This is a genomic window from Parazoarcus communis SWub3 = DSM 12120, from assembly GCF_003226565.1.
Classification (GTDB): Bacteria; Pseudomonadota; Gammaproteobacteria; order Burkholderiales; family Rhodocyclaceae; genus Parazoarcus; species Parazoarcus communis.
On sequence record NZ_QKOE01000003.1, the window covers coordinates 242211 to 268640 of the forward strand.

Consider the following 26430-nt stretch of genomic DNA (forward strand, 5'->3'; position numbering starts at 1 on the left):
AGATGGAAATCGCACAGATCACCACCATCGCCGGCAAGGAGTTCTGGGACCGCGTCCGCAACCGCTGGGTACTGGCCGTTGCCCTGATCTTCACCGCATTCGCGCTGGTCATCGCCTATTTTGGCGCCGCCCAGCAGGGTGCGGTCGGCTTCCGTTCGATCGAAGTCACCATTGCCAGCCTGGTCAGCCTGGTCATCTACCTGATCCCGCTGATCGCCCTGGTGCTGGGCTTCGACGCCATCGTCGGCGAGCGCGAACGCGGCTCGCTGGATCTGCTGCTGTCGATGCCGATCACCCGGGGCGAGTTGTTGCTGGGCAAGTATCTCGGGCTTGCCGGGGCGCTCGCGTTCTCGACCATCACCGGCTTCGGTCTGGTGGCCCTGGTGCTGTCGGCACAGCTGGATCTCAACGCGCTGTTCCATTACTTCGGCTTCATGGCCAGTTCGGTGCTGCTTGGCTGCGCCTTTCTCAGCCTGGCGGTCATGCTGTCGGCGTTCGCCGCCGATCGCACCCGAGCCTCGGGGCTTGCCATTGCGCTGTGGTTCTTCTTCGTCCTGGTATTCGACCTGCTGTTGCTGGGTGCGCTGGTGGTGTCGGGCGGGCAATGGGGCGGCGAGCTCTTCCCCTATCTGCTGTTGCTGAACCCGGCGGATGTATTCCGCATCCTCAACATCTTTTCGCTCGAAGACGTCCGCACGCTCTATGGGCTGGCCACCGTGTTCCCGCCAACGCTGGCACAACCCTGGCTGCTTGGTCTGGTGATGCTGGGCTGGATCGTGCTGCCCCTGGCGGTCGCCACCTGGCGCTTCCGCCGCTAGCCCTCAATCACGGAGAATCCCATGTGCACTCATCACGCCTGCATCGACCGCCGCCGCTTCCTGCTCGCCAGCGCCGCAGCCGGGCTGCTTGCAGCCTGCGGCACGGGCGAGAGCGGTGGCAAGCCAGCCGTCGCGATCGAAATCGACACCAGCAGCAGTTGCGCGCTCGATGGCATGCTGCTGGCCGATTACCCCGGCCCGAAAGCGCAGATCCACTACGAGGGCCTTGCCCAGCCAGACTGGTTCTGCGACACGGTGGAGATGTTCTCCATCCATCTCAATCCGGAGCAAGCCCGCCGCGTCACCGCGATGTACGTGCAGGACATGGGCAAGGCCGACTGGGAACGCCCGCGCGGCCACTGGATTGACGCCCGCAGTGCGGTCTATGTCCAGGGCTCCAGGCGACGTGGGTCGATGGGCCCGACGATGGCCTCGTTCTCCACCGAGGCAGACGCCCGCGCATTCGCCCAGGCGTGGGGCGGCAAAGTGCTGCGCTTTAACGAAGTCACCCCCGACATGGTCGTGCTCGATGGCGGTGCATTGCACGACCAGCGGATGTAAGCAGGATCATGACGCTCACCTCAGGCACACGTCGCCGCATCCTGCTGGGCCTGTCCGGTGCCAGCCTGCTCGGTGCAAGCGCCCTGTTCGTGAAGTTCACCATGGGCACGCGGGTCGACTTCCAGCCAGCGCTAGAGGACTTCTGCATTGTCGCCAGCGCCCCCTTCGCCCAAGCCCATCCGTGGGACCCGACAAGCGGTCTCGGCCAGTACGACGCCCGCCCGGTACCTGCCCAGGCGCGCTGCCCGGTGTGCGGCATGTATCCGGCGCGCCATCCGGCCTGGGCCGCACAGCTGATCTTTACCGACGGCAGTGCCCACTTCTTCGACTCGCCCGTGGACCTGCTGCTGTTCCTAGAAGCACCGGCACGCTTCGACCCGGAGCACAGCGTCGCCGATGTCGCGGTAATTCATGTCACCGACCACGGCAGCCGGCAGTGGACCGACGGCAGGCAGGCCTACGTTGTGCTCGGTTCAGGGGTTCATGGCCCGATGCGCGGTCCGGACCTGCCCGCCTTCGCCGACCCGGCCGCCGCGATGGCTTTCAGCCAGCAGCATGGCGGACAAGCCGTGCGCCTCACCGACATCGACACTCAGACCCTCGCCCGCCTGCGCGATGGCCTGCATGGCGGAACGCCACAGTAAAGACGGGCAACCGTTATTGAATAAACTACTTGGCTTGACCAATTTGGCTCAAACCAACCCGGCTCGTTGGCGTGACAGCCGAAAAAAAGGGGGCCGAAGCCCCCGAATCGCTCACTCCCACGGTACGACACCGCTTACTTCGATTTCGCCACCAGGTAATCCACTGCCGCCTTGACCTCGTCATCGGTCAGCGAAGCACCTCCGCCCCTTGCCGGCATCATGCCCTTTGCGCCGGTGAAGCCCTCGATCGCATGCTTGTACAGCACCTCATCGCCCTGGGCGATCCGCGGTGCCCAATCGGCCTTGTCACCCGGCTTGGGGGCACCCGCCACGCCTGCGGCATGGCACAACGCACACGTCTTCTTGTAAATGCTCTCACCCGCAGCATTGACCGGCGCCGCGGCCTGGACCGGCGCAGGCGCTGCCGCGACCGGTGCAGGGGCCGACGTGGCGGCCGGACTCGACTCCTGCCCGCCGCAGGCGGCCAGCAGGGATGACAGCACGGCGGCTGCCATCAGGTGGTGGGCTGTTTTCATCATTCCTCTCCGATGCTCGATGGGGTCACACCCGCCGGGATGACACCCCGACCGGCAGTGAGGCCCATGCTATCGAGCTGCGCTCAGGAATGAATTGACTCGCATCAATTACGAAAAATGCACCGCCCGGTGGATGTTCAGTGTCCGCCTGGCAACGATAAAGGATCCGCCGATGCGCGCCCCGGCGCACTTCGGAAGGCAAGCACCACAAGCGCGATCAGCCCCGCCAGCGCCAACGGCACATCGATCAGGTAGTCCCACAGATTGACCGACTCGAGCAAGCCCAGGCGCCACACCGGCAAAGCCAGGACAAGCGCCAGCCCCAGCAGACGCATGCCTGCCAGCCAGGCCAGCACGCCCAGCGCCCCGGCGGCGAGCGCCAGGCCCGCTGCATCGTAGCCCCAGGCGTAAGGATCGATCACCGTTGCCCCGAGCGCAGCCGGGTAGAACGCCGCCCCCACCACACCGAACAAGACCGCAAGTGCCCAACGCTCACGTTGTGCCACATTCAGCCAGCCAGCGCGCGCGCCAAACAAGCCGACCAGCACCACCAGCGTGGACACCGACAAGCCCGCAAACAGCCCGCGCAGGGCAGCGATCAGGCTGCTGCCGGCAAGTGGCAGGCACAGCAGGGCGGCGATCACCCCCACCACGACCAGACCGCGTGCCGGCTTGAGCCGCCAGCCGGGCACGCACAGCGCCAGGCCCAGCGCCCAGGCCAGGGTATCGAAAACGGCAGCGATCACAGGCGCTCCTCCAGCCAGGCTTGATTGAAGTAGAGATGACGGATGAAGGAGCGATTCCAGGTATACACAAGATGGAAGCCCCCATCCGCAGCCCGGATCAGGTAGGGATAGTCATACTGCCAGCCGCAAAGATCTCCGTTGCGACACAGATTGCGCTCGGCGTTGGCCGCCACGGCGGCGACATCCGGCCCCGGCCCGAGCGTCTGCAGATCTGCTGCAAGCAGCGGGCGGAAGGCGTCCGGACTCAACTCGTGATCGTGATGATCCTGCTTGTCCTCGAAACGATGAACCGCACGCCAGTGCCTGCCCTCATCGTTGCTGACCAGCAGCGACAGGCGCAGACGCTCGTCCTCGACATCGTTGGCCACCGCGATCATGCGACCATCGTCAAGCCGCAGCGCCGCCAGGGCAGAATTGGGGTTGGCCAGATTGGTCGACTCCGGGGTGCTCCAGCGCTGCCCCCCATCCTGGGTCTGACTGCGCCAGGCGCGCGGCGGATTCTCGTTGGCATCCCGCATCAAGGCCACTGCACGCGTCGCGTCCTGCACCATCAATACCGGCTGCAGCGTGCGGTGACCATGATCCATGCGGATCTTGCGCCTGACCTCGCCCGTGGCCGACAGCACCAGCAACTCGGCAAACTTGCCGCCAAGCTCGTGATACACCGGCACCCCGATCTCGCCATTGTCGAAAAACACCGGATTGCCCTTTACCAGCGTACTCAGATTGATGAAGGGCGACGCCACCAGGCGGGTTGCCGGCAGCCAGCTGCGACCCAGGTCCGGCGAGCGCAGCAGGTTCAGGTGACTGGTGGCCCAGCCGCCCATGGTGACGCTGACATAGATCACCCACAGTTCGCCACTCGGGGTGACAAAGGCCAGCGGATTGCCCATCTTGCGCACCAGGGTGCCAAGATCGGCGGAACTCTGCGCAGGCGACGCGATGGCCTGCTGCGCGCCCCAGGCCTTCTCGCCCGGCGCGCGGACAGCGGCGTAGATCTGCACCTCGGTGCCGCCTTCACGCTCACCACCAAACCAGGTCGCAAACAAGCTGCCATCGGGCAACTCGGCAATGGAAGCTGCATGCACGCGCGGCGGAGAGGCGGCGTTGATCAGCGCACTGCTCAGCACCGGAGCACCAGAACTTGCCGGCGCAGCCACCGGTGGAACAAAGCGCTGCGTAAGCGCCGCCCGGTCCCCCAGACCGGGCCAGGCAGCCCACACCGTCACCGCAGCCAACAGGCCAGCCCCAAACCAACGAAAACGGTTCATTCACCAACCTTGAGCAAATAGGCGCTCGACAACACCTCGTCCCGACGACGTGGGTCGAGGAAACGGGCATTCAGTCGGGTCACGCGAAAATCCGGGCTGTGCGCGAGCACGGTCGCCTGCAAACCTGCAGCCATCACGGCCTCACGTCCATGCTCGGACACATAAACCACCACTGGCCGCTGCATGCCACGCAACTCGTCCAGCGTCAGCGTCGGTGTCAGGCGCGCGGTGGTAAAGTCGAAACTGCCGGCGCGGCCGGCACCTTCGAGGTAGAAGACATCGTCCAGCGCCACCCGTTCCGCCAGCACGGCACGTCCAAGCACCGTACCCGCCTGATACTCCAGCAAACGCGGGTAGAAGTTGAAGTTCAACAAGATATTGAACACCGCGGCGGTGACCAGCGACAGCACCACCACACGCGCGCCACCTTGCCGCCGCAAACTGAGCCCCAGTCCCGCCACCGTCAGCGCCGTCACCACAGCCGCCAGCGTCAGCGACTTCAGCGGAAACACCCAAGCATGCAACGCGACCCCGATTGCGGTCATCAAGCCGATGGCCAGCACCTGCACGCCCCACAGCCCTCGCCCGGCCGGCTGCTGCACCCGTGGCGCCAGCCAGGCGGCAAGCAGGATGGAAAACAGCGGCAACAGGATGTTGAGGTAATGCGGCAACTTGAACTGCGAGGCCGAGATGATGGCAAACAACACCGTCACGGTACCCAGCGTCAGCACCTCGTCACCCGCCTGCGGCCGGAATCCACCCCGTACCAGCCTGCCAGCATGCATCACGAGGGCCCACAAGGTCAGCAAGGACCACGGCAGGAAGGCCCACAGGAAGGTATGGACGAAAAACAACGGGTCATCCGCACCCGCATTGCCGAAACGCTCGCCGGCCAGGCGCTCGAAGTTCTGCGACCACAGGATGAAGCGCACCCCATCCATGCCAAACTGATGGTGGTAGGCGTACAGGACGGGCGAGGCAAACAACAGCACGATCAGCGGCAGGACCAGCCAGCGCAGGTCGAACAGGCGCGCCCAGTCTCGGCGATAGACCAGGTGCAGGAAGATCGCGATCGCCGGCATTGCCACCCCGATCATGCCCTTGGTCGCAAAACCCAGCGCCAACCCCAGCCCTGCAAGCACCAGATTGCGCCAACGTCCCGCCTCGGCGAACTCGGCCAGTTGCCAGATCGAAAAGATGATCGCGCCGGTCAGCAGCGCATCCATGCGCACATCGTTGTTGGCCAGCACGAAGGCGATCGAACTGGCGAGGATCAGCGCCGCGAGCCGCCCTACCTCCGCCGTGTGCAGCAGACGCCCCAGCCGCCAGGTGGAGTACACCGCGAGCAGCGAGAACAGCAGCGACGGCAGCTTGTACGCAAAGGTCGTGACGCCGAACAGCTTGAACGAGGCTGCAGCCAGCCAGAACAGCAGGTGCGGCTTGTCCAGGTAATCCTCACCCTGGGTGACCAGGCGCAACCAGTCGCCCGACAGGTGCATGTGCAGGGCAATGCCGGCATGATGGGCCGAATCGTTGTTCATCAGCGGGACCCAGGCCCCGCCGGCGTAGGCGACCAGCAACAGCAGGCAGGCCGCCCAGGTACTGCGCGCGTCCAGCCGCACGCTCAGACCTTGTAGTAACTGCGGTACCAGTCGACAAAGCGGGCCACACCATCAGCCACGCTGGTCGCCGGCGCGAAACCGGTCCAGGCGTTGAGCTCGGCGGTGTCGGCGTAGGTGGCGGGCACATCGCCATCCTGAAGCGGCAGGAAGTTCTTCTCGGCCTGCTTGCCCAACGCACGCTCGATCGCCTCGACGAAAGCCATCAGCTCGACAGGATCGTGATTGCCGATATTGAACACCCGGAACGGCGCCTTGCTGCGACCCGGGTCGGGTCGATCGGCGTCGAAGTCCGGGTCGGACTCGGCAGTATGATCCATGGTGCGGATCACGCCCTCGACGATATCGTCGATGAAGGTGAAATCGCGCTTCATCTTGCCGTGATTGAAAACGTCGATCGGACGGCCTTCCAGGATGGCCTTGGTGAACAGGAACAGGGCCATGTCCGGCCGTCCCCAGGGCCCATATACGGTAAAGAAACGCAAGCCGGTGGTCGGCAGGCCGTAAAGGTGGCTGTAGGTATGCGCCATCAGTTCGTTGGCCTTCTTTGTGGCGGCATAGATGCTGACCGGGTGATCGACGCTGTCATGCTCGGAGAACGGCATCTTGGTGTTGCCACCGTATACGCTGGAACTGGAGGCATAGACCAGATGCTGTACCTTGCTGTGGCGGCAGCCCTCCAGGATGTTCATGAAGCCCACCAGGTTGCTGTCGACGTAGGCATGCGGATTCTGCAGCGAGTAGCGTACGCCGGCCTGCGCCGCCAGATGGATGACCCGGTCGAACTTCTCTTCCGCGAACAGGCGTTCCATGCCAGCCCGGTCGGCGACGTCCATCTTCACGAAGCGGAAAGCTGCGTTCGGCGTCAGACGGGCCAGCCGGCTCTCCTTCAGGCTCGGGTCGTAGTAATCGTTCAGATTGTCCAGACCAAGGACTTGGTCGCCACGGGCGAGCAGACGCTCGGAGGCATGCATGCCGATGAATCCGGCCGCGCCGGTAACCAGGATCTTCATGATGTAGAGGGCTATCGCAATTGAATTGACGCGGATTATCTCACGAGGAAGATGACGATAGCCCCGCAAGCATGTCACACCCTATACTTCGGCGATCGCGTTCCGACCGCTGCCGATGCTGCACCGCCTGCCCTATACCCTGATCTGGCTGTTTGCCCTGCCCTTCGTGCTGCTGCGCCTGCTCTGGCGTGCCAGACTGCAACCTGCCTACCTCAAGCACCTGGGCGAGCGTTTCGGCAGCTACCGCATCCGAGCACCGGGCCCCACAATCTGGCTGCATGCGGTATCGGTTGGCGAAACCCGGGCGGCCGAGCCGCTGATCCGCGCCCTCCTTGCCCAGTGGCCGGAACACACCGTGGTCCTGACCCACATGACACCAACCGGCCGCGCCACCTCCAAGGCCCTGTTCGGCAACGAATCGCGCGTACTGCGGGTCTATCTGCCCTACGACATCGGCTGGCTGGCAAAGCGCTTCCTGCGCCATTTCCATCCGGACTTCGGCGTGATCATGGAAACCGAACTGTGGCCCAATCTGCTGGCCAGCTGCCGCCGGCAGCAGATTCCGGTCCTGCTCGCCAACGCCCGGCTGTCGGGCCGCTCCGCCCGACGCTACGCCCGACTGCCCGCCCTGACCCGTCTGACCCTGGGCGCGCTGAGTGCAATCGCCGCCCAGACTGCAGCAGACGCGGCCCGCTTCAACAGCCTGGGGGCACGCCGGATCAGCATCACCGGCAACATCAAGTTCGATATCGAGCCGCCGGCCGACGCCCTGGCGCTGGCCACGGTGTTCCGGGAGCGCATCGGCCCGCGCAAGGTGATACTCGCCGCCAGCACGCGCGAGGGCGAGGAAGCACTGCTGCTCGACGCCTTCGCCACCCGCGCACCGGCCGACGTGCTGCTGTTGCTGGTCCCGCGCCACCCGCAACGTTTCGATGAAGTCGCCCAACTCGTTGCCGGTCATGGCCTGCGCCTGCAACGCCGCAGCGCCGCCGGCCCGGTTGCGGCGGAAACCCGGGTACTGCTTGGCGATTCGATGGGCGAGATGTTTGCCTACTATGCGAGCGCCGATATCGCCCTGATCGGCGGTAGCTGGCTGCCCTTCGGAGGCCAGAACCTGATCGAGGCTTGCGCGGTAGGCACCCCGGCACTTGTCGGCCCCCATACCTTCAACTTCCTGCAGGTCGCGGAGCAGGCCATCGCGACGGGCGCAGCCTTGCGGCAAGAATCGCTGGCACAGGCCATCGACACCGCGCTTGGGCTGCTCGAACAGCCCGACCGACATCAGGCCATGGCTGCGGCCGGCCGTGACTTTGCCACCGATAACCGCGGCGCGACCGTACGCACCATCGACCTGTTGCGTGACATCGCACGCAAACGCCCGCAGACCGCCGGGCTTTGAGCCGGGCTTAATCCATGCCCCATTTTTGCAGCCGGTAGCGCAGCTGGCGCAGCGTCATGCCCAGCTTGCGGGCGGCGGCCGACCGGTTCCAGCGGGTCTCGTCGAGCGCACGCAACACCCGGATGCGTTCATCGTCGGAATCCGCTTCGGGATCGAACTCGGGCTCGCTGGCCGCATGAAAGCCCATCAGCGACTGGGTGATGCCCTCGCTGGGATAGAGATCCACATCCGCGGCGGTGATCTCGTCGCCGTCGCACAAGGCGCAAGCCCGCTCCAGCAGGTTTTCGAGCTCGCGGACATTGCCTGGAAACGCATACTGCTGCAACGCAGCCACTGCGGCAGAAGACAAACGCCTGCGCGGCCCACCTTCGCGATCGGCCAGCCTGGCCAGCACATGTTCGGCCAGCGCCGGAATATCTTCCGGCCGCTCGCGCAAGGGCGGCACCCTGAGCGTGATCACATTGATGCGGAAATAGAGATCCTGACGAAACCGGTTCTCGGCCACCAGCTTTCCCAGATCCTGGTGGGAGGCCGACAGGATGCGCACATCGACCGCCACTTCGGCATGGGCGCCAACCGGGCGCACCGCACGCTCCTGAATGGCACGCAGCAGCTTGACCTGCATCGCCAACGGCAGCTCGCCCACCTCGTCCAGAAACAGGGTCCCCCCGTTGGCAGCCTGGAACAAACCTTCCTTGTCCGTTGCAGCGCCGGTAAAACTGCCCTTGCGATGGCCAAAGAACTCGCTCTCCATCAGCTCCGGCGAGATCGCACCGCAGTTGACCGGCACAAAGGGGCCGGCCGCCCGCGCACCCAGACCATGGATCATGCGCGCAATCACTTCCTTGCCCGTGCCCGACTCGCCATGGATGAACACCGGCGCCTGGTTGCGCGCCAGCTTCTCAACCTGTGCACGCAATTGCGCAAGCGCAGCGGAACTGCCGATCAGGGTCCGACCGCCACCATTGGCCTGTACAGGCGCGTCCGCGGTCTGCAACCTGAGCGCATGGGTGACCAGCTCACGCAGCGCCTGCAACTCCACCGGCTTGGTGACAAAATCAAACGCGCCGAGCTTGAGCGCACGGATCGCAGTCTCGATGCTGCCGAACGCGGTGATGACGGCAACCGGCAAGCCTGGCAGCTGCGACTGGATATGCTCCACCAGTTCGAGGCCATCACCGTCGGGCAAGCGCATATCCGTCAGGCACAAACGATAGCGGCGGCTGTCCAGCAGGGCCCTGGCCTCAGCCACCGAGCCCGCGGTGTCGCAGCCCAGACCCATCCTCAGCAACGACAGCTCGAGCAACTCACGGATGTCCTCTTCATCATCAACCACCAGCACGTCCACGCTGGCACCGCGACTGCGGCGATCGTTCATCATGGGCGACTCCGTCCGGTAAGCACAAAATGGGCGCCGGGCCCGTCGGGCAGCAGCTCGAGCGTGGCATCGTTGGCCTCGGCCAGCTCACGGGCAATGTACAGCCCCAGCCCGGTTCCCTTGGCATGGGTGGTGAAGAAAGGCTCGAACAGATGCGCACGCACTTTTTCGTCTATGCCCGGACCATCGTCCTGCACATGTACCCGAACCCGGTCATCGGCCCGCCGCTCCGCCCAGATATGCACTGAACCGGGCCGCCCGCTGCCATGGCGGCGGGCGTTGGCCAGCAAGTTGTCGAGAATCTGGTGCACATGCGCCCGGTCGATCGCCAGCGTCAATGCCGGCTCCACATCGAGCACGTAGATCGCACGCTCTGCATCACCACGCAAGCCCTGGGCATCCACCACCTCCTGCAGGAAGGCGGCCAGCGGCAAGGCCTCCGGCACCGCCTGCTCACGCCGGCCCAGTGCAAGCACATCGCGAATCATGCGCTCGATGCGGTGGGCGTTGTCGTTGATGATGCGCGCCAGCCGCGCCTGCATGTCCGCACGCTTCTCGTCACGCAGCAGCTCAGCCGCCTGTGTCACCGCCGACAAGGGATTGCGGATCTCATGCGCCATGCTCGCCGTCAGCCGGCCAAGCGCCGCCAGCTTGAGCTGCTGCATCTGACGCTGGATGTCCTCGAAGTCGGTCAGGTAAATCAGCGCGTCGCCGCTGCCGGCATGATCGCCATCGGCCTCGACCACCCGGCAGCGCAGCAGACGGCGGGCCGGCCCCAGTCGCATCAGCCGGCCATCCGGGCCACAACATTGCTCACGGCAGTCTGCAAAGGCCGCATCAATGCCATCCAGCGCCAACCCCTCCACCCCCTGCAGGCCAAGCAACGCACGCGCCTGCGGATTGGCCTGCCGCACCACACCGTCCGGCCCCAGCACGATCACGCCATCACGCATGTCGCGGATGATGCGCTCGTTGACCGCTTGCTGCTTGAGCAGCGCCTCGCCCCGCTCTTCAGCGAGCGAAGCGTTCGCCTTGGCGCGCAAGGCCAGCAGGCGCGCCACTAGGGCGATGCCGAAGAAGGCAATGCAGGTGATGCCAACCTGCAGAAAATCACCCGGCGTGCCATCGACGACATACCGCCAGCCGTTCTCGCCCAGCACCGCGACCGTTGCCGCAGCGGCGAGGAACAGCACCATCCGCCCCTCTGCCACCAAGCCGGCGCCGGCCAGCACGATCATCATCAGAACGGGCATGCCGCTGCGGAAACCGCCACTGGTCCACATGATCGCAGTCAGCAGCACGACATCGATCAGGACCTGCAAGGTCACCAGTCGATCAAAGCCCAGACGCCTCACCGCATCTGGAAAGCCAAGCGCCAGCACCGCTGCCAGATAGGCGATGGAGGCCCCGAAAAACAGCCCGGGATGCTCGGTGCCGAGGTTGAGCTCGCGTCCGGTAACGACGAAAAGCCCCGCAACAACCAGACGGAAGAGATTGAAGTAACGCAGCGACTGCCGACGCGCCGGATCAACGGCGAGGGCCTCGGATGCGAACATGCTCAACGCCCCTTGCTGGCGGCACCCAGACGTCGATGGGCCTCACAGCAATAGAAGGCCTCTCCGTCGCGCACCCCCTCGGCCTCGGGAACATGCACGCCGCAATGGGCGCAGGCCAGGATGCGTTCGGGCAAGGTCTCGGCCGCTCGCTGGCGTTTGTCGTCGCGACGTGCGGCACGCGACCGGGTCACAGCCCTGCGCACCCACCAGATGGCGCCGAGCACCAGCAGAAAGATCAGCAGATTGCGCACGATTCAAAGGGATATGAAAAATGAGGGATGCGCCAGTTTATCACGCACCTTCCGGCGCACCGGCAGGCACGGCACGACCCTTAGCGAGCCAGGAGGCTGTCGGACTTGAGCGATCGTAGCGAGCCGAGGGGGAGAACGAGGACAGATTCGGCCGTTTTTGAGGCGCATAGTCATTCCATGCAACGAAAAAAGCGGATATGGACCGCTTCTCCCACTGGCGCAGCAGATCGGCCTCAAGCCCGACAGCCTCCTAGACGGCGCAGCCGGTCACAGGCGGCATCCAGCGTCGCCTCGTTCTTGGCGAAGCAGAAACGGATCACCCCCTCGTCGCGACCATCGGCAAAGAAGGCCGATACCGGAATCGCCGCGACACCGACCTCGCGGGTCAGCCAGTCGCAGAATTGGGTGTCAGGCAGCGTCGACAGCTTGCCGTAGCGGACCAGCTGGAAGTACGTCCCCGCCGACGGCAGCAACTCGAAACCGGAACCCGCCAGGCCGGCGCGGAAGTGATCACGCTTGGCCTGATAGAACGCGGCCAGGCCGAGATGACGTTGCGCATCCGCCATGTAGTCAGCCAATGCCAGCTGCACCGGCGTATTGACGGTGAAGACGTTGAACTGATGTACCTTGCGGAACTCCGCCATCAGCGCCCGGGGCGCCACCACATAGCCCACCTTCCAGCCAGTGATGTGGTAGGTCTTGCCAAAGCTCGACACGATCACGCTGCGCTCGGCCAGTCCCGGATGTGACGCGCAGCTGCGATGAGGCACACCATCGAACACGATGTGTTCGTACACCTCGTCGGAAACCACCACGATTCCCGTTCCCGCGGTGAGCACCGCCAGCTGGTCGAGGTCCTCCTCCGACCACAGCGTCGCGGTCGGGTTGTGCGGGGAGTTGATCATGATCATCCGCGTACGCGGGCCGATTGCCGCCGCCACCGCCGACCAGTCCGGCCGGTAGTCGGGTGCGGTCAGCCCCATCCGCACCACCTTGCCGCCGGCCAGTTCGATGGCCGGACCATACGAGTCATACACCGGCTCGAACACGATCACCTCATCGCCCGGGTGCACCAGCGCAGCCACCGCGGTAAACAAGGCCTGCGTCGCCCCCGCCGTGATGGTGACCTCGTGCTCGACGTCGTAAAGCGTGCCATACAGCGCGGCGACCTTGTCGGCGACGGCCGCCCGCAGCGGCAGACAGCCGGCCATTGGCGCGTATTGATTGGCACCGGACTTCATCCAGTGATGAACGCGATCAAACAATTCAGGCTCGGCATTGAAGTCGGGAAAGCCCTGCGAGAGGTTGATCGCATCACACTCCTGAGCCAGCCGCGACATGACGGTGAAGATGGTCGTCCCGACATTGGGCAGGCGGGACACGACAGGGGCAGGAAAGTGCGGCATGACGACCTGAAGCGGAAAGAGACCCGGCACATTGTCGCAGAGCGCGGAAACTTGGCAAGTCGGTGACCGGCGGCACGAATGCGACTGCATGACACTTGCGGGCCAGGCCAAGGACTGGCACATTCCCGACCTCAACTTGCCCTAGAGAGCAGGAGTATGGGCCAGGCCGATACCGCCGGCATTGTTGCCGCGGACGGACCCGGACCCTGAATCCACACCGATGTTTGTACAACCCGTTCCAACGCTGTGCCGCGATGGCGACAGCGTGCTGATTCTCGACCAGACTCAACTGCCCTGGCGGCAGGTCCAGCTCCGGCTGAACGACCTGACTGCGGTCGCACACGCCATCCGCTCGATGCAGGTGCGCGGCGCCCCCCTCATTGGAGGCACTGCGGCCTACGGGGTCGCCCTGGCAATGGCCCATGGCGGCACGGACGACGCTGCACTGGCACACGCCCTGAACATGCTTGGCGCCACCCGTCCGACCGCGGTCAATCTTCACTGGGCTCTCGCGCGGATGTCGGCCCGCCTGCACCCCCTTCCACCCGCGCAACGCAGCCAGGCAGCCTGGACCGAAGCTGCGGCGATCTGCGCCGAGGACGCCACGACCTGTGGATCGATCGGCCAGCACGGACTGGCCCTGCTGCGGGCCCTGCCGACACCAGCAGGACGGCCTCTTCGGCTCATGACCCATTGCAATGCCGGCTGGCTGGCCACACTGGGCGCCGGCACCGCACTGGCACCCGTGTATGCGGCCCAGGCGGTCGGGCTCGAGATCGAAGTGGTGGTCAGCGAAACCCGGCCACGCAACCAGGGGCTGCTGACCGCCTGGGAACTGCGCGAAGCCGGCATTCCGTACCAACTGATCGCCGACAATGCAGCGGGCTTGCTGATTGCGCGCGGCGAGATCGACATTGTCATCACCGGCGCCGACCGCATTGCGGCCAATGGCGACACTGCCAACAAGGTGGGCACCTATCTGAAAGCGCTGGCCGCCAAGGCCGCAGGCATTCCCTTCCACATCGCGGCCCCCCGCTCGACCCTGGATCTAGACTGCCCGAACGGCGATGCCATTCCGATCGAGGATCGCGGCGCGGATGAGGTGTGCTCGATCATCGGCGCCGACGCCTCGGACGCCCCCATGACGCTACGCCTGGCGCCGCAACAGACGCGGGCATTCAACCCCGCCTTCGACGTGACCCGGGCCGGGCTGATCGACAGCATCATCACCGAACACGGCGTCTTCACACCGCAGCATCTCGGCCGCTTCTATGCGGGGGCACCGGCATGAGTGTCAGCGAAGCCAGCCTGCGGGCCGAACTCCTCGCCACCTCGCGTGCGATGGGGAGTGCCGGTCTCAATGTCGGCACCTCCGGCAACGCCAGCGTGCGCTGGCATGGCGGTTTCCTGGTCACGCCGAGCGGCCTGGCGGCCGACGCCTGTACAAGTGGCGATATGGCCTGGATCGATGCCAGCGACCGGGCCCATGGGCCATTGGCACCCTCGTCGGAATGGATGCTGCATCGCGACATCTATGCAGCCCGGCCAGACGCAGGCGCCATCCTGCATGCGCACTCACCGTTTGCCACGGCGCTTGCCTGCCAGCGTATCGACATCCCCCCGTTCCATTACATGATCGCGCGCTTTGGCGGCCACGACATCCGCTGCTCACGCTACGCGACCTTCGGCACCCAGGCGCTGTCGGACGCCGCTGTGGCTGCACTGGCCGGGCGCAGCGCCTGCCTGCTGGCCAATCATGGCATGCTGGTCTTCGGCCGCGACCTGGCCCATGCTCTGGCCCAGGCTGTCGAGTTTGAAACCCTGTGCGCGCAGTACTGGCACACCCGCCAACTGGGGGACCCGGTCCTGTTGTCGACGGCAGAGATGGACGAGGTCATCGACCGCTTCCGCGACTATGGCCGACCGCGCGAGCTCGCAGACTGATGCGGTCGCAGCCTCCGGCAGTGGCGCAGCTGCCGACATGAGACGTCCTCCCTTGTCCTCGCTTGCCAGCCTGGCATGGCAGGCCATCCTGCCGCTGCTCGTGTTCGTGACGCTGTGGGGCGGCATCGCGCGCTTCGAGCGTGCCGCCTTCGACGCCGAGCAGTCGCAGAGCATGGCGCGCTTTCAGCAGACCGCCTCGCTGCAGATCGAACGCATCCGCCACGCGCTGCAATCCGGCACGACAGCCAACGCACAGGCCAGCGTCGCCCAGTTGCTCGGCGAGCGGCGCGACGCGCGCAACGTCAGCATCGAGATTCTCGACCTTGGCGGTGCCCAACCGCGTCCGGTGTTCCGCGACGAAACCCTGCGCCCTGCGGCCATCCTCTACACCGAACAGATCAAGCTTGAACACCTGCACTGGCTGGTCGAGATCTCACCACTCCCCGGGCATTACTCGCTACTGCCCGGCCCCACCGTGCAGGCCTTGCGTTGGGGGGGGCCAGTAGTCGGCCTGCTGGGCGCGCTGATCATTGCCTTGCTGCAGTCCCGCAACCGCAACATCCGCCGCCAGGTGCTGCGTCAGACCGCAGCACTGGAGCGCATGAACCATCAGCTCGAGGCGAGCAACGCCGCGCTGCAACGCGAAGTCGCCCGGCGCGCCGACTCCGAACGCGAACTTCGCGCGACCACGGCGCTGCAGAAAGCCATTCTCGACGGCTCCGACTACGCCATCATCTCGACCGACATCCACGGCATGATCGAGCTGTTCAACCCGGCTGCCGAGCGCATCTTCGGCTGGCGCGCGGACGAGTTGATCGGCAGATCCACGCCGACCTTGCTCTACGCCGAGGAGGAGCTCGTACATGGCGTCATTGACCATGCTTCGGGATTTCCCGGCATCGAGAACGGCGAACGTCAACATGAGGCGGTGCACCTGCAGGAACTGAACCTGCGACGCAAGGATGGCGAGTCCTTTCCCGCCACCCTGTCGGTGTCGCCCTTGCGTGATGAAACCGGCGCGATCCGTGGCCACCTCGGCATTGCCAGCGACATCGGCCAGCAAAAAGCGGCCGAGTCCCGCATCCGCTTCCTTGCACATTACGATGCACTGACCGAGCTGCCCAACCGCAATCATTTTGGCCAACGTCTGAACGAGGCCCTGCTCCGGTGCAAGGCCCAGGACGAGCAACTGGCCGTCCTGTTCATCGATCTCGACCGCTTCAAGTACGTCAACGACTCGCTCGGCCATCAGGCCGGGGATCAGTTGCTGCAGGTGCTGTCCAAGCGCTTCATGGCCTGCGTGCGCAACGGTGACCTGGTTGCGCGTGTCGGCGGCGACGAATTCATCATCCTGTTGTCGCCGCTGCGCGACCGCGACGAAATCGGCGAAGTGGCGGACCGGGTACTGGCCGCGCTGCGCCAGCCGGTGGATCTGCGCGGCCATCAACTCACCGTGACGCCCAGCATCGGGATTGCGCTATACCCGGAACATGGCAGCGACGGCGAAACCCTGGTCAAGCACGCCGATGTGGCGATGTACAAGGCGAAGGAGGATGGCCGCAATCTCTACCGCTTCTTCGACCGCCAGATGTCGCTGCACATGTCGGAACGGCTGGCACTGGAGAGCGAACTGCGGCGGGCACTGGAGCGTAACGAATTCATTGTTTACTACCAGCCCCAGCTCGACGTGCATAGCGGCGAGATCACCGGCATGGAGGCCCTGCTGCGCTGGAACCACCCGGAACATGGGTTGGTGCCACCCGATCGCTTCATCCCCATCGCCGAAGACAGCGGCCTGATCCTGCCAATCGGCGCCTGGGTGCTACGCGCCGCCTGTGCCCAGGCTCGCACCTGGCGGGATTCGGGCCTGCTCGACGTACAGATGGCGGTCAATCTTTCAGCACGTCAGTTCGATCAGCAGGACTTGCCCGAACTGGTCGCCAGCGTGATCGACGGCACCGGCCTGCCGCCGGATCGACTCGAGCTTGAGCTGACCGAAAGCCTGGTCATGCGCGACCCCGAGCGCAGCTCGGAGACACTCAGCCGATGCAAGGCGCTCGGCTTGAAGATTGCAGTGGATGACTTCGGCACCGGTTACTCCAGCCTGGCCTACCTGCGCCGCTTTCCGATCGACCGGCTGAAGATCGACCGCTCCTTCATCAAGGATGTCGTGGACGAGCCCGATGACGCCGCGATCGCTCAGACCATCATCGCCATGGCCCACAGCCTGCGCCTGACCGTCGTCGCCGAGGGCGTGGAGGACGAAGCCCAGTTGCGCCTGCTGCAACGCTGGGACTGCGACATCTACCAGGGCTTCCTGTCCAGTCGTCCTCAGCCGGCCGATGCCATCACCTCGCTGCTGCTGGGGATGAAGGCGGCCCGGGTCAGCAGCCTGTCACCTCCTGCCAGCGTGTTCTGACCGTTTCAGGGCGACGTCCGCTCCAGCACCCGCAACAGGCTGGCGGTATCGTCCTGCCCCCAGCCACAGGCCATCAAAGCATTGAGCTGCTGCCAGACCTGGGCGGCAATCGGCAAGGGCAGGCCACGCACACAGGCCTCGTGCATCAGGATGGCAAAATCCTTGTGATGCAGACGGGCCTGGATACCTGCGGAAAAATCGCGTTCGACCATGCGCTGTCCCATGATGTCGAGGGCCTTCGAGGCCGCCGATCCACCCATCAGTGCGTGACGCACCGCGGCCAGATCCACCCCATGCGCCGCCGCCAGCCGCATCGCCTCGGCCACCGCCTGGATCGCCGCAACCAGCACCATCTGGTTGCAAGCCTTGGCCACCTGGCCGGCCCCTGCCGGACCGACATGGACCGTACGCTTGCCCAGCACATCGAACAGCGGCTGAACCCGCGCCAGATCTGCGGCCTCACCGCCGACCATGATCGCCAGCGTGGCATCCCTGGCGCCCTGCTCTCCACCGGAAACCGGCGCATCCAGCCAACCCACACCCCGCTGCAGATAGTGCGCAGCGAGTTGGCGCGCGGTCTCCGGCGCAATCGTGCTCATGTCGACATGAATGCACCCGGACGCGAAACCTGCAGCCAGTCCGTCAGACCCCAGCACCAGCGCCTCGACATCCGCACTGGCCGTGACGATGCTGATCACCACCTCGCTACGGGCTGCCAGCGCGGCCGGTGTCGCGCACGGCATCGCACCAGCCTCGACCAGCGCCGCAGCCGCAGCCGGCCGCCGGGCCCACACCGCCACTTCGTGTCCGGCTGCCAGCAGATGCCCGGCCATCGGCGCACCCATCACGCCCAGGCCAATGAAGCCGACCTTCATTCGCCTTCGCCCCCACTCATGCGCTCGAGCAGCTTCAGCATGGCAATCGAGTCGTCCTCGCCCAGGCCACTGCCCACCATGGCATTGAACATCTGTGCGGTCGCCGCAGCAGATGGCAGCGCCAGACCCAGTCGGTGCGCCTCTTCCATGACGATGCGCATGTCCTTCTGATGCATCCAGGCCTTGAAGCCGGGGCGAAAGTTGCGGTCGAGCATGCGCTGCCCGTGGTTTTCCAGAATACGCGAATAGGCGAAACCGCCCAGCAGCGCCTCGCGCACCTTGCCCGCGTCCACCCCGCTACGCGTGGCGAAGTTTAGCGCCTCGGCCACCGCCGCCACACCGACGCCCGTCAGGATCTGGTTGCAGGCCTTGGCCACCTGCCCTGCCCCCGCATCGCCAATCCGCGTCACCGACTTGCCCATTGCCTGGAATGCCGGCAGCACGCGGTCAAACGCCGCTTGCTCGCCACCCACCATGATCGTCAGCGAGCCGGCAATCGCGCCCACCTCGCCACCGGACACCGGCGCATCCAGCATGCTGACCCCACGTCCTGCCAGCCGGGCGGCAATTGACTGCGCCGCGGCCGGCGCAATCGTGCTCATATCCACATGGACATGCCCCTGAGCCGCAGCTGCCGCCACACCTTGATCACCCAGCGTGACCTGCTCGACATCCGGCGCATCCGCCACCATGCTGATGGTGATCGCCGCCTTGCGCGCGACGTCGGCAGGGCTGCTGCAGTCTCCGGCACCCGCCTCGAGCAAGGGCTGCATCGACTCACGCCGACGGGCCCACACATGGACCGTATGACCGGCCTTGATCAGGTTCAAGGCCATGGGGCGGCCCATCAGGCCCAATCCGATGAATCCGACTTCCATTCGACTTCGACTCCGTATCCGATGATCACTGCGGCGAAAATCATGCACCGGCCACATCCGGCTACCGCAAAACCGCGGGCAGGCGGATAATCCCGGCCATGAACTACGCCCCCATCATCAAGGAAATCGGTCGCGGCGCCAAGGGTTCGCGCGCGCTCGACCGCGACGCCGCTGCCTCGGTTTTTGGTGACATGCTCGACCAGACCGTGCCCGGTATCGAACTGGGCGCCATCCTGATCGCACTGCGGGTCAAGAGCGAGTCGCTCGACGAACTGCTGGGCTTCAAGCGGGCGATGGATGCACGCTGCGCGCAGGTTGCCGTGCCAGCCGGCCCACGGTGCGTGGTGCTGCCAAGCTACAACGGCGCGCGCCGGCAGGCCAACCTGATGCCGCTGGTGGCCATGCTGCTGGCGCGCGAAGGCATTCCGGTGCTGATCCAGGGCCGCCACGATTTCGAAACCCGGGTCAGCCCCCTCGAGTTGCTCGCCGCACTCGACATCCAGCCTGCGCGTGACGCTGCGGCTGCCGGCGAACAGCTGGCGGAGCGACGCCTGGCCTGTATCGGAGTCGATCAACTGCTGCCGGGGCTGGATGCCCTGCTGGCCCTGCGCCTGCGCATGGGCGTGCGCAACAGTGCGCACACCATGGCCAAGCTGCTGGACCCTTGCCACGGCCGTAGCGTTCGCGTGGTCGCGGTCACCCACCCCGAATACCTCGAACGCATGGACGCCTTCCTGCGTGTCGACGGGGGGCATTCGATGCTGCTGCGCGGGACCGAAGGCGAGATCTACGCCAACCCCCGACGTTGCCCGGAGATGAAGACCTATGCCAACGGCGAAGGCCGAATCGCCGTTGCAGGCGAGGAAGGCGGGGCCCCGCCACTGGCCGGACTGCCCGACGCCCCTTCGGTCGCGGACAACGCTGCGTTGATCCGCGCCATGCTTGCCGGCGAGCAGGCCATACCCGCCCCCATCCTGGCCCAGGTCGCCACGCTGGCCGAACTGGCGCGTGGCTGACCTTAATCCGGTGCCCGGCAACATGAATCTGGTCTGGCTCCAGTCCGGCGGCTGTGGTGGCTGCACGATGTCGATGCTGTGCTCAAGCTCGCGCGACCTTCTCGGCCTGCTGCGCAACGCCGGCATCCATGTGCTGTGGCATCCTTCGTTGTCGGAGCAGTCCGGCACCGAGGCCCTGGATGTCCTGCAAGCCTGCGCCGATGGCCGCATTCCGGTCGACCTGCTGTGCATCGAGGGTGCCATGCTGCGCGGCCCCAATGGCAGCGGCCGGTTCCACCTGCTTGCCGGCAGCGGCCGGCCGATGACCGAATGGGTTGCCGCGCTTGCGCGTCACGCCCGGCACACACTGGCAATCGGTTCATGCGCCGCCTGGGGCGGTATCACTGCCGGCAGTTTCAACCCCACCGATGCCTGCGGCCTGCAGTACGAGGGCGACGTCCCCGGTGGCTTGCTGGGCGCACACTATCGCTCGGCGTCCGGCATGCCGGTGATCAACGTCGCCGGCTGCCCCACCCATCCCGACTGGGTCACCGACACCCTGCTTGGACTGGCGCTCGACAGCCTGCACCACGCCGACCTGGATGCACTTGGCCGCCCACGCTTCTACGCTGACCAACTGGTGCATCACGGCTGCAGCCGCAATGAATTCTACGAGTTCAAGGCCAGCGCCGAGAAACCCTCCGACCTCGGCTGCATGATGGAACACATGGGTTGCAAGGGCACTCAGGCCCATGCCGACTGCAACACCCGGCCCTGGAATGGCAGCGGCTCCTGTACCAGCGGCGGCTACGCCTGCATCTCCTGTACCGAACCGGGGTTCGAGGAGCCGGGTCACCCCTTTACCCAGACGCCCAAGCTGGCGGGCATTCCCATCGGTCTGCCCTCGGACATGCCCAAGGCCTGGTTCGTCGCGCTGGCCGCATTGTCCAAATCGGCGACGCCACAGCGTGTGCGTGACAACGCGGTGGCCGACCATCCGGTCATCGCCCCGGCCATCCGCCGGACCGGACTCAAATGAGCCGGCTGGTGCTCGGCCCCTTCAACCGGGTGGAAGGGGATCTGGAAGTCACCCTGGACATCGATGGCGGCCGGATCCGCTCGGCACGGGTCAACTCGCCGCTCTACCGCGGTTTCGAGCAGATTCTCGCGGGCAAGGATCCACGCGACGCGCTGGTGTTCGTGCCACGTATCTGCGGCATCTGCTCGGTTTCGCAGTCCGCCGCCGCCGCCGCTGCGCTGCGCGACGCGATGGGCATCCGGCCACCGCCCAATGGCGAGCGCGCGGCCAGTCTGGTGCTGGCCACCGAGAACCTGGCCGATCATTTCACCCACTTCTACCTGTTCTTCATGGCAGACTTCGCCCGCGAAGCCTATGCCGGTCGTCGCTGGTTCGACGCGGCCCAGGCCCGCTTCAAGGCGGTCAAAGGCTCGGCTGCCGCCGACGCATTGCCGGCACGTGCCGCCTTCCTGCAGATAATGGGCCTGCTCGCCGGCAAATGGCCACATAGCCTGAGCCTGCAGCCGGGGGGCTCGGCACGCGCCATTTCGTCCGCCGACAAGATTCGCCTGTTCGCCCTGCTCAGCGAGTTTCGCAGCTGGCTTGAACGCCGCTTGTTCGGCGACCGGCTGGAAGTCATCGCGGCACTCGATTCGGCGCAGGCGCTGGACAACTGGCAGGCTGCACGTGCCCCCGCCTCATCGGATTTCCGACTGTTTCTGGAGATCGCCGACGACCTGCGATTGCAGGACCTTGGCCGGGCAAGCGACCTGTTCATCAGCAATGGAGCCTACACCGTCGATCAGGCAGTCCTGTTCGTCCGTGGCCGCTGGCAGTTGGGCGAACAGCACGCCCGGCCCCTTGACCCGGCCAGCATTACCGAAGACGCGCACTCGGCGTGGATGGCAGACAGCCCGCCGCTGCACCCGCATCGCGGCCAGACCCTGCCCGACGCGGACAAGCCCGATGCCTACACCTGGTGTAAGGCCCCACGGCTGGACGGAGCCGTCGCCGAATGCGGCGCCCTGGCCCGCCAACTGGTTGATGGCCACCCCCTGATGCGCGACCTGGCCGTGGCAAGCGGCGGCAATGTCCGCAACCGCGTCATCGCCCGCCTGCTTGAGTTTGCCCGCGTGATACCGGCGATGGAGCAATGGATTCGCGAGATCCAGCCTGGAGAACCGTTCTGCACCCAGGGCACGATTCCGGACGAGGCCGAAAGCTGCGGCCTGGTGGAGGCCGCGCGAGGCGCCCTGGGGCACTGGCTGGTGATCCGCAAGGGTCGCATCGCCAATTACCAGATCATCGCGCCCACCACCTGGAACTTCTCGCCCCGCGACGCCGGCGGCACGCCGGGACCGCTGGAGCAAGCCCTGGCAGGCATCGCAATCGGCGAACACGAGCGCGTACCTCTGGCCGTGCAGCACGTGGTCAGATCCTTCGATCCGTGCATGGTATGTACGGTGCATTGAGCCATCCCGGCAGACCCCGTCGCAGCCTGTCACCAGGCTGGAAACCCGCATGAACGCTGGTCACACACCCAAGCTGCGTGTAGCCTTTCAGTATTCCATGACCACACGCGGGATTTGGCACCCGCCACCCTCTCGACCATGAAGACAAGACGGTGGGCCATCATCGGCGCAGCGCTGCTACTGGTGACCGATGTCATGCTGATCGATGTGCTGCGCAAGGACCGTGCTGCTGCGCTTGAGCACGGGCGGGAAACCGTGGATGGCATTGCGACCATCATCCTGCATCGTACCGACAGCCTGGTCGACATGCTCGACCGTACCCTGTCCGGCATCGGCGAGGCGGTCAGCGCCTACGGCAGGCCTCCCACCGACGATGATCGCTACCTGCACCGCCTGCTGATGCGCCGCCACGCGATCACGCCGGAACTCGCCTGGCTCGCCATGACCGATACCGAGGGCATGACGCGCAGCAGTTCGCGCTCTTTTCCGGCGCCCCGCATCGACACCTCGGACCGGGAGTATGTGATTCCGCAACTGCAGCACTGGGATCATGGCTTTCACATCGGCCAGCCCATCATCTCGCGCTCGGCCGGCGCCGAGTTCGTCATTCCGGTCAGTCGCAGACTCGTCAATGACGGCGGGGTGTTCTCGGGGGTCGTCATCGCCGGCCTACGCAGCGAGTTCCTGCAGACCCTGGTCGACGACCCACGCCCCCCGGAGGGCATGACCATCGGGCTGTACCGCCGCGACGGCGCCGCGCTTGCCTGTCTGCCCACCCGGGCCGACTGCCCTGACGCGCCGGCAACCCTGATGCAGATCGTGGCGCCCAGCCAAGCCCAGGGGCCCGCACGCTTTGAGCGCGTCGCGGACCACCTGATACTCAGCACCGAGCATGGCGTCAGTGCAGTGCAGGCATCAGACCATCACCCGCTTTTTGTCGTGGTGGATTATCCCGAACGCCATCTGCTCGCCCAATGGAATGCCAACCTGCCGATATTCGTCCTGATCGCCCTCGGCGGCAATGTCGCCCTGGCGATACTGGGCGTTTTCGGGTTTCGCCAGCTCGCACGGCGCCGCGAAGCGATGGAAGCGCTGGCCGAATCGAACCGCCTGCTGGAAGCACGGGTGCGCGAACGTACCGAGGCGCTGGCAAAACTGGCCAACACCGACGTACTGACCGGTGCGCATAATCGCCGCTGGCTCATGGAGGAAGGCGAGCGGCTGTTCGCGCTCGCTCGCCGCCACCACCATCCGCTGGCCTTGATGATTCTGGACGCAGACCACTTCAAATCGATCAATGATCGCTACGGCCACGCAAGCGGTGATGCGGTACTGCGCACCCTGGCTGCCACACCGGCCACCGTGCTGCGTACCACCGACCTGTTCGCCCGCCTGGGTGGCGAAGAGTTCGGCGTGATCCTGCCTGCCACGGGCAGGGAGGGAGCCATCGGCCTGGGCGAGCGCCTGCTGAGCGCCATGCGCGACGCCGTGACAGAGCACGACGGTCAGCGCCTGCGCTTCACCGTCTCGATTGGCATTGCCGTACTGCAAGCCGACGATCCCAGCCTGGAGGCCCTGCTGCATCGCGCCGACCTCGCGCTCTACCAGGCCAAGGCCAGTGGCCGCGATCGACTGGCACTGACCGACTCGACTCCCTCATGACAGCCTCCGACAAGAACCGAGCGACGCTGCAGCAAACCGGCCACCCCGGAGAGCTGTTCGGCGTCGGAGAGGAAATGTGGATGGATGTCATCCACAAGATGGATGAGGTCTATTCCGACCTGCTGCAGTACGAAGTCGCGCTGGAGGAGAAGAACGCCAAGCTGGAGGAATCCCAGCAATTCATCCTGTCGGTTCTCACCTCGATGTCCGACATCCTGGTGGTTTGCGGCCGCAACGGCATGATCGAAGAGGTCAACCGCTCACTGGAAGACTTTACCGGTCGCAATCTCGCCAGCCTGCGCGGCACCCTGGTGTTCGACCTGTTTGCCGACGAAGCGTCGCGCGCCCAGGCCCGCCAACTGTTTGCCCGCTTCGGCGATCAGGGCGTCCATGACTGCGAGCTGCCGCTACTGGCCAAGGATGGCAGGGCGGTACCGGTGTCGATCAACTGCACGCCCCGCTTCAATGCGGTGGGCAAATCCATGGGCATGGTCGTGACCGGCCGGCCGGTGGGGGAATTGCGCCGAGCCTATCAGGCCCTGCGTCAGGCGCACGACGACCTCAAACGCACCCAGCAGCAGTTGCTGCACGCCGAAAAGATGGCTTCGCTCGGTCGCCTGGTCGCCGGCGTTGCCCACGAACTGAACAACCCCATCAGCTTCATCCTGGGCAATGTGCATGCCTTGAAGCGCTACGCCGAACGACTGGGCCGCTATCTGAATGCCATTCATGCCGGCGTACCGCAAAGCCGGATCGAGGCGCTTCGCGCCGAATTGCGCATCGACCGCCTGCTGGGCGACCTGCCGCCCCTGATCGAAGGCACCATCGAAGGCGCGGAACGCACGCGCGACATCGTCGATGGCCTGAAACGCTTTTCTGCCATCGATCGCGACGAACAGCAACGCTTCAACCTGACCGAAGTCATTGAACGTGCGGTACGCTGGGTCAGCAAGGGCACACGCGACAACTTCCGCATCCGACTCGAGCTGCCACCGCAGATCCCCATCGTTGGCTCACCCGGACAGATGCAGCAAGTGATGATGAATCTGGTGCAGAACGCCTGGGATGCGGTCGCGCAATGCGCCGCCCCCACACTCGACATCGTCGCCAACATCCGCAATGACCATGCGCAAGTGCGGTTTCACGACAACGGCCCGGGTGTGGATGACAAACATCTGGCCCACGTTTTCGACCCCTTCTTCACCACCAAGGCAGTGGGCCAGGGCACCGGACTGGGGCTGGCGATCAGCTACGGCATCATCGAGCGCCACCACGGGCGCATCACCGTCAGCAACCACCCCGACGGTGGTGCGGTGTTCGTCATTGACCTGCCCTTGGCCACCGGAACCTGATCAGGGCGTCAGGTGGCGATATGCGCCGCCGAAGTAGATCAGCGGATCCCCCGGATTGCGGTCGAAGCGCTCGACCTCACCAATGAACAGAACATGGTCGCCGCCGGGGTGACGCACCTTGTTGCGACACTCGAAACGGGCCACGCAACCATCCAGCAAGGGGGCACCGCCGAGACCGTGATCGAAGCCCAGTCCGGCGAAACGATCCCCCTGGCGGCTGGCAAAACGTTGCGATACGGCCTCCTGATCGGCAGCAAGCACGTTGATCGCGTAGTATTCGCTCGCCTCGAACAGCGCCCGGCTGGGTAGATCGTTTGACAGGCTCCAGACGATCAACGGCGGGTCGAGCGAAACCGAGTTGAACGAATTGACTGTCAACCCGATCGGATCGCCCGCGGGCGTACGCATGGTCACCACGGTAATACCAGTGGCGAACATGCCGAGGGCGTTACGGAAATTGCGCGGAAAATCCTCTGCGGCAGGGGTTTGCTGGGACATGGGGCGACTCGGACACGGCACGACGGGGTACCGTAAGAATTTGATCAGGCGGCGGATTATCGCCGCCAACGAGGCATGCGTCGAGTCTGGCGAGCACGACGCACGGGTAATGGTTGGCG

Annotated in this window: 24 protein-coding genes; 12 read left to right on the forward strand and 12 right to left on the reverse strand. The window is 65.3% G+C overall.

All coding sequences use genetic code 11. From position 1 onward, the window contains the following. Positions 1-2 precede the first annotated feature (2 nt). The 3 genes from DNK49_RS06600 to DNK49_RS06610 are packed head-to-tail and all read left to right on the forward strand — an operon-like array spanning position 3 to position 2023. Positions 3-818 carry an ABC transporter permease gene (locus DNK49_RS06600; protein ID WP_110523536.1) on the forward strand — a complete coding sequence of 272 codons (816 nt, stop codon included), beginning with the start codon at positions 3-5 and terminating at the stop codon, positions 816-818. Between the two features lie 21 nt (positions 819-839). Next, entirely contained in the window at positions 840-1379 is a 540-nt protein-coding gene (locus DNK49_RS06605; protein WP_110523537.1) for a nitrous oxide reductase accessory protein NosL, read from the forward strand. Positions 1380-1387: 8 nt separating this feature from the next. Continuing rightward, the gene (locus DNK49_RS06610; RefSeq protein ID WP_110523538.1) at positions 1388-2023 is read left to right on the forward strand and encodes a nitrous oxide reductase accessory protein NosL; all 636 of its coding nucleotides are present in this window, start codon (positions 1388-1390) and stop codon (positions 2021-2023) included. A 134-nt stretch (positions 2024-2157) separates the two neighbouring features. Here DNK49_RS06610 and DNK49_RS06615 read toward each other — a convergent pair whose 3' ends face one another. The 5 genes from DNK49_RS06615 to DNK49_RS06635 form a co-directional block, all read right to left on the reverse strand. After that, on the reverse strand, positions 2158-2562 hold the full coding sequence (locus DNK49_RS06615) for a c-type cytochrome (protein ID WP_110523539.1): 405 nt from the start codon (positions 2560-2562) through the stop codon (positions 2158-2160). Between the two features lie 134 nt (positions 2563-2696). Beyond that, positions 2697-3305: a hypothetical protein gene (locus tag DNK49_RS06620; RefSeq protein WP_110523540.1), complete on the reverse strand. Its 609-nt coding sequence runs from the start codon at positions 3303-3305 to the stop codon at positions 2697-2699. Continuing rightward, a complete protein-coding gene (locus DNK49_RS06625) occupies positions 3302-4576 on the reverse strand; it encodes a sialidase family protein (protein ID WP_110523541.1) in 1275 nt (424 codons plus the stop codon). The genes DNK49_RS06620 and DNK49_RS06625 overlap by 4 nt, the downstream gene beginning before the upstream one ends. Continuing rightward, positions 4573-6198: an ArnT family glycosyltransferase gene (locus DNK49_RS06630; protein ID WP_110523542.1), complete on the reverse strand. Its 1626-nt coding sequence runs from the start codon at positions 6196-6198 to the stop codon at positions 4573-4575. The genes DNK49_RS06625 and DNK49_RS06630 overlap by 4 nt, the downstream gene beginning before the upstream one ends. A 2-nt stretch (positions 6199-6200) precedes the next feature. Then, a complete protein-coding gene (locus tag DNK49_RS06635) occupies positions 6201-7208 on the reverse strand; it encodes an NAD-dependent epimerase (RefSeq protein ID WP_110523543.1) in 1008 nt (335 codons plus the stop codon). A 115-nt stretch (positions 7209-7323) separates the two neighbouring features. On the opposite strand from DNK49_RS06635, the gene waaA reads away from it, so the two are divergent. After that, positions 7324-8607: a lipid IV(A) 3-deoxy-D-manno-octulosonic acid transferase gene (waaA, locus tag DNK49_RS06640; protein ID WP_110523544.1), complete on the forward strand. Its 1284-nt coding sequence runs from the start codon at positions 7324-7326 to the stop codon at positions 8605-8607. 7 nt (positions 8608-8614) lie between these two features. Here the strand turns inward: waaA and DNK49_RS06645 are convergent, their stop codons facing one another. From DNK49_RS06645 to DNK49_RS06660, 4 genes are all read right to left on the reverse strand, one after another. Then, positions 8615-9988, reverse strand: a complete 1374-nt coding sequence (locus DNK49_RS06645; protein WP_424444970.1) for a sigma-54-dependent transcriptional regulator — start codon at positions 9986-9988, stop codon at positions 8615-8617. Then, on the reverse strand, positions 9985-11541 hold the full coding sequence (locus DNK49_RS06650; RefSeq protein WP_110523545.1) for a sensor histidine kinase: 1557 nt from the start codon (positions 11539-11541) through the stop codon (positions 9985-9987). The genes DNK49_RS06645 and DNK49_RS06650 overlap by 4 nt, the downstream gene beginning before the upstream one ends. A 2-nt stretch (positions 11542-11543) precedes the next feature. After that, complete coding sequence (locus tag DNK49_RS06655; RefSeq protein ID WP_110523546.1) at positions 11544-11792, reverse strand: PP0621 family protein; 249 nt, start codon at positions 11790-11792, stop codon at positions 11544-11546. 233 nt (positions 11793-12025) lie between these two features. After that, positions 12026-13198, reverse strand: coding sequence for a pyridoxal phosphate-dependent aminotransferase (locus tag DNK49_RS06660; RefSeq protein WP_110523547.1), 1173 nt, complete (start codon positions 13196-13198; stop codon positions 12026-12028). Positions 13199-13418: 220 nt separating this feature from the next. Here DNK49_RS06660 and mtnA point away from each other — a divergent pair, with 220 nt between their 5' ends. From mtnA to DNK49_RS06675, 3 genes are read left to right on the forward strand one after another with little or no spacing between them, the layout of a single operon-like run. Further along, positions 13419-14489 (forward strand): S-methyl-5-thioribose-1-phosphate isomerase, encoded by a 1071-nt coding sequence (gene mtnA, locus DNK49_RS06665; RefSeq protein WP_110523548.1) that lies wholly within the window; start codon positions 13419-13421, stop codon positions 14487-14489. Continuing rightward, entirely contained in the window at positions 14486-15142 is a 657-nt protein-coding gene (locus DNK49_RS06670; RefSeq protein WP_110523549.1) for a class II aldolase/adducin family protein, read from the forward strand. Before mtnA ends, DNK49_RS06670 begins: the two co-directional genes overlap by 4 nt. Before the next feature lie 37 nt (positions 15143-15179). Then, positions 15180-17561, forward strand: coding sequence for a putative bifunctional diguanylate cyclase/phosphodiesterase (locus tag DNK49_RS06675; RefSeq protein ID WP_165843280.1), 2382 nt, complete (start codon positions 15180-15182; stop codon positions 17559-17561). A gap of 5 nt (positions 17562-17566) precedes the next feature. On the opposite strand, the gene DNK49_RS06680 is transcribed toward DNK49_RS06675, so the two are convergent. Both DNK49_RS06680 and DNK49_RS06685 read right to left on the reverse strand, forming a co-directional pair. Then, complete coding sequence (locus tag DNK49_RS06680) at positions 17567-18436, reverse strand: NAD(P)-dependent oxidoreductase (RefSeq protein ID WP_110523551.1); 870 nt, start codon at positions 18434-18436, stop codon at positions 17567-17569. After that, a complete protein-coding gene (locus tag DNK49_RS06685; protein WP_110523552.1) occupies positions 18433-19314 on the reverse strand; it encodes an NAD(P)-dependent oxidoreductase in 882 nt (293 codons plus the stop codon). Before DNK49_RS06685 ends, DNK49_RS06680 begins: the two co-directional genes overlap by 4 nt. Before the next feature lie 98 nt (positions 19315-19412). On the opposite strand from DNK49_RS06685, the gene ybiB reads away from it, so the two are divergent. The 5 genes from ybiB to DNK49_RS06710 all read left to right on the forward strand — a co-directional run bounded on the left by ybiB (position 19413) and on the right by DNK49_RS06710 (position 25813). After that, the gene (ybiB, locus tag DNK49_RS06690) at positions 19413-20330 is read left to right on the forward strand and encodes a DNA-binding protein YbiB (protein WP_110523553.1); all 918 of its coding nucleotides are present in this window, start codon (positions 19413-19415) and stop codon (positions 20328-20330) included. Positions 20331-20352: 22 nt separating this feature from the next. Further along, a complete protein-coding gene (locus DNK49_RS06695) occupies positions 20353-21348 on the forward strand; it encodes an NADH-quinone oxidoreductase subunit B family protein (RefSeq protein ID WP_110523638.1) in 996 nt (331 codons plus the stop codon). Then, positions 21345-22799 (forward strand): nickel-dependent hydrogenase large subunit, encoded by a 1455-nt coding sequence (locus tag DNK49_RS06700; RefSeq protein ID WP_110523554.1) that lies wholly within the window; start codon positions 21345-21347, stop codon positions 22797-22799. Before DNK49_RS06695 ends, DNK49_RS06700 begins: the two co-directional genes overlap by 4 nt. Before the next feature lie 138 nt (positions 22800-22937). Further along, positions 22938-24461, forward strand: coding sequence for a sensor domain-containing diguanylate cyclase (locus DNK49_RS06705; protein WP_110523555.1), 1524 nt, complete (start codon positions 22938-22940; stop codon positions 24459-24461). Then, entirely contained in the window at positions 24458-25813 is a 1356-nt protein-coding gene (locus DNK49_RS06710; RefSeq protein ID WP_110523556.1) for a PAS domain-containing sensor histidine kinase, read from the forward strand. Before DNK49_RS06705 ends, DNK49_RS06710 begins: the two co-directional genes overlap by 4 nt. Here the strand turns inward: DNK49_RS06710 and DNK49_RS06715 are convergent, their stop codons facing one another. Continuing rightward, the gene (locus DNK49_RS06715; RefSeq protein WP_110523557.1) at positions 25814-26311 is read right to left on the reverse strand and encodes a flavin reductase family protein; all 498 of its coding nucleotides are present in this window, start codon (positions 26309-26311) and stop codon (positions 25814-25816) included. Between the last annotated feature and the right edge of the window lie 119 nt (positions 26312-26430).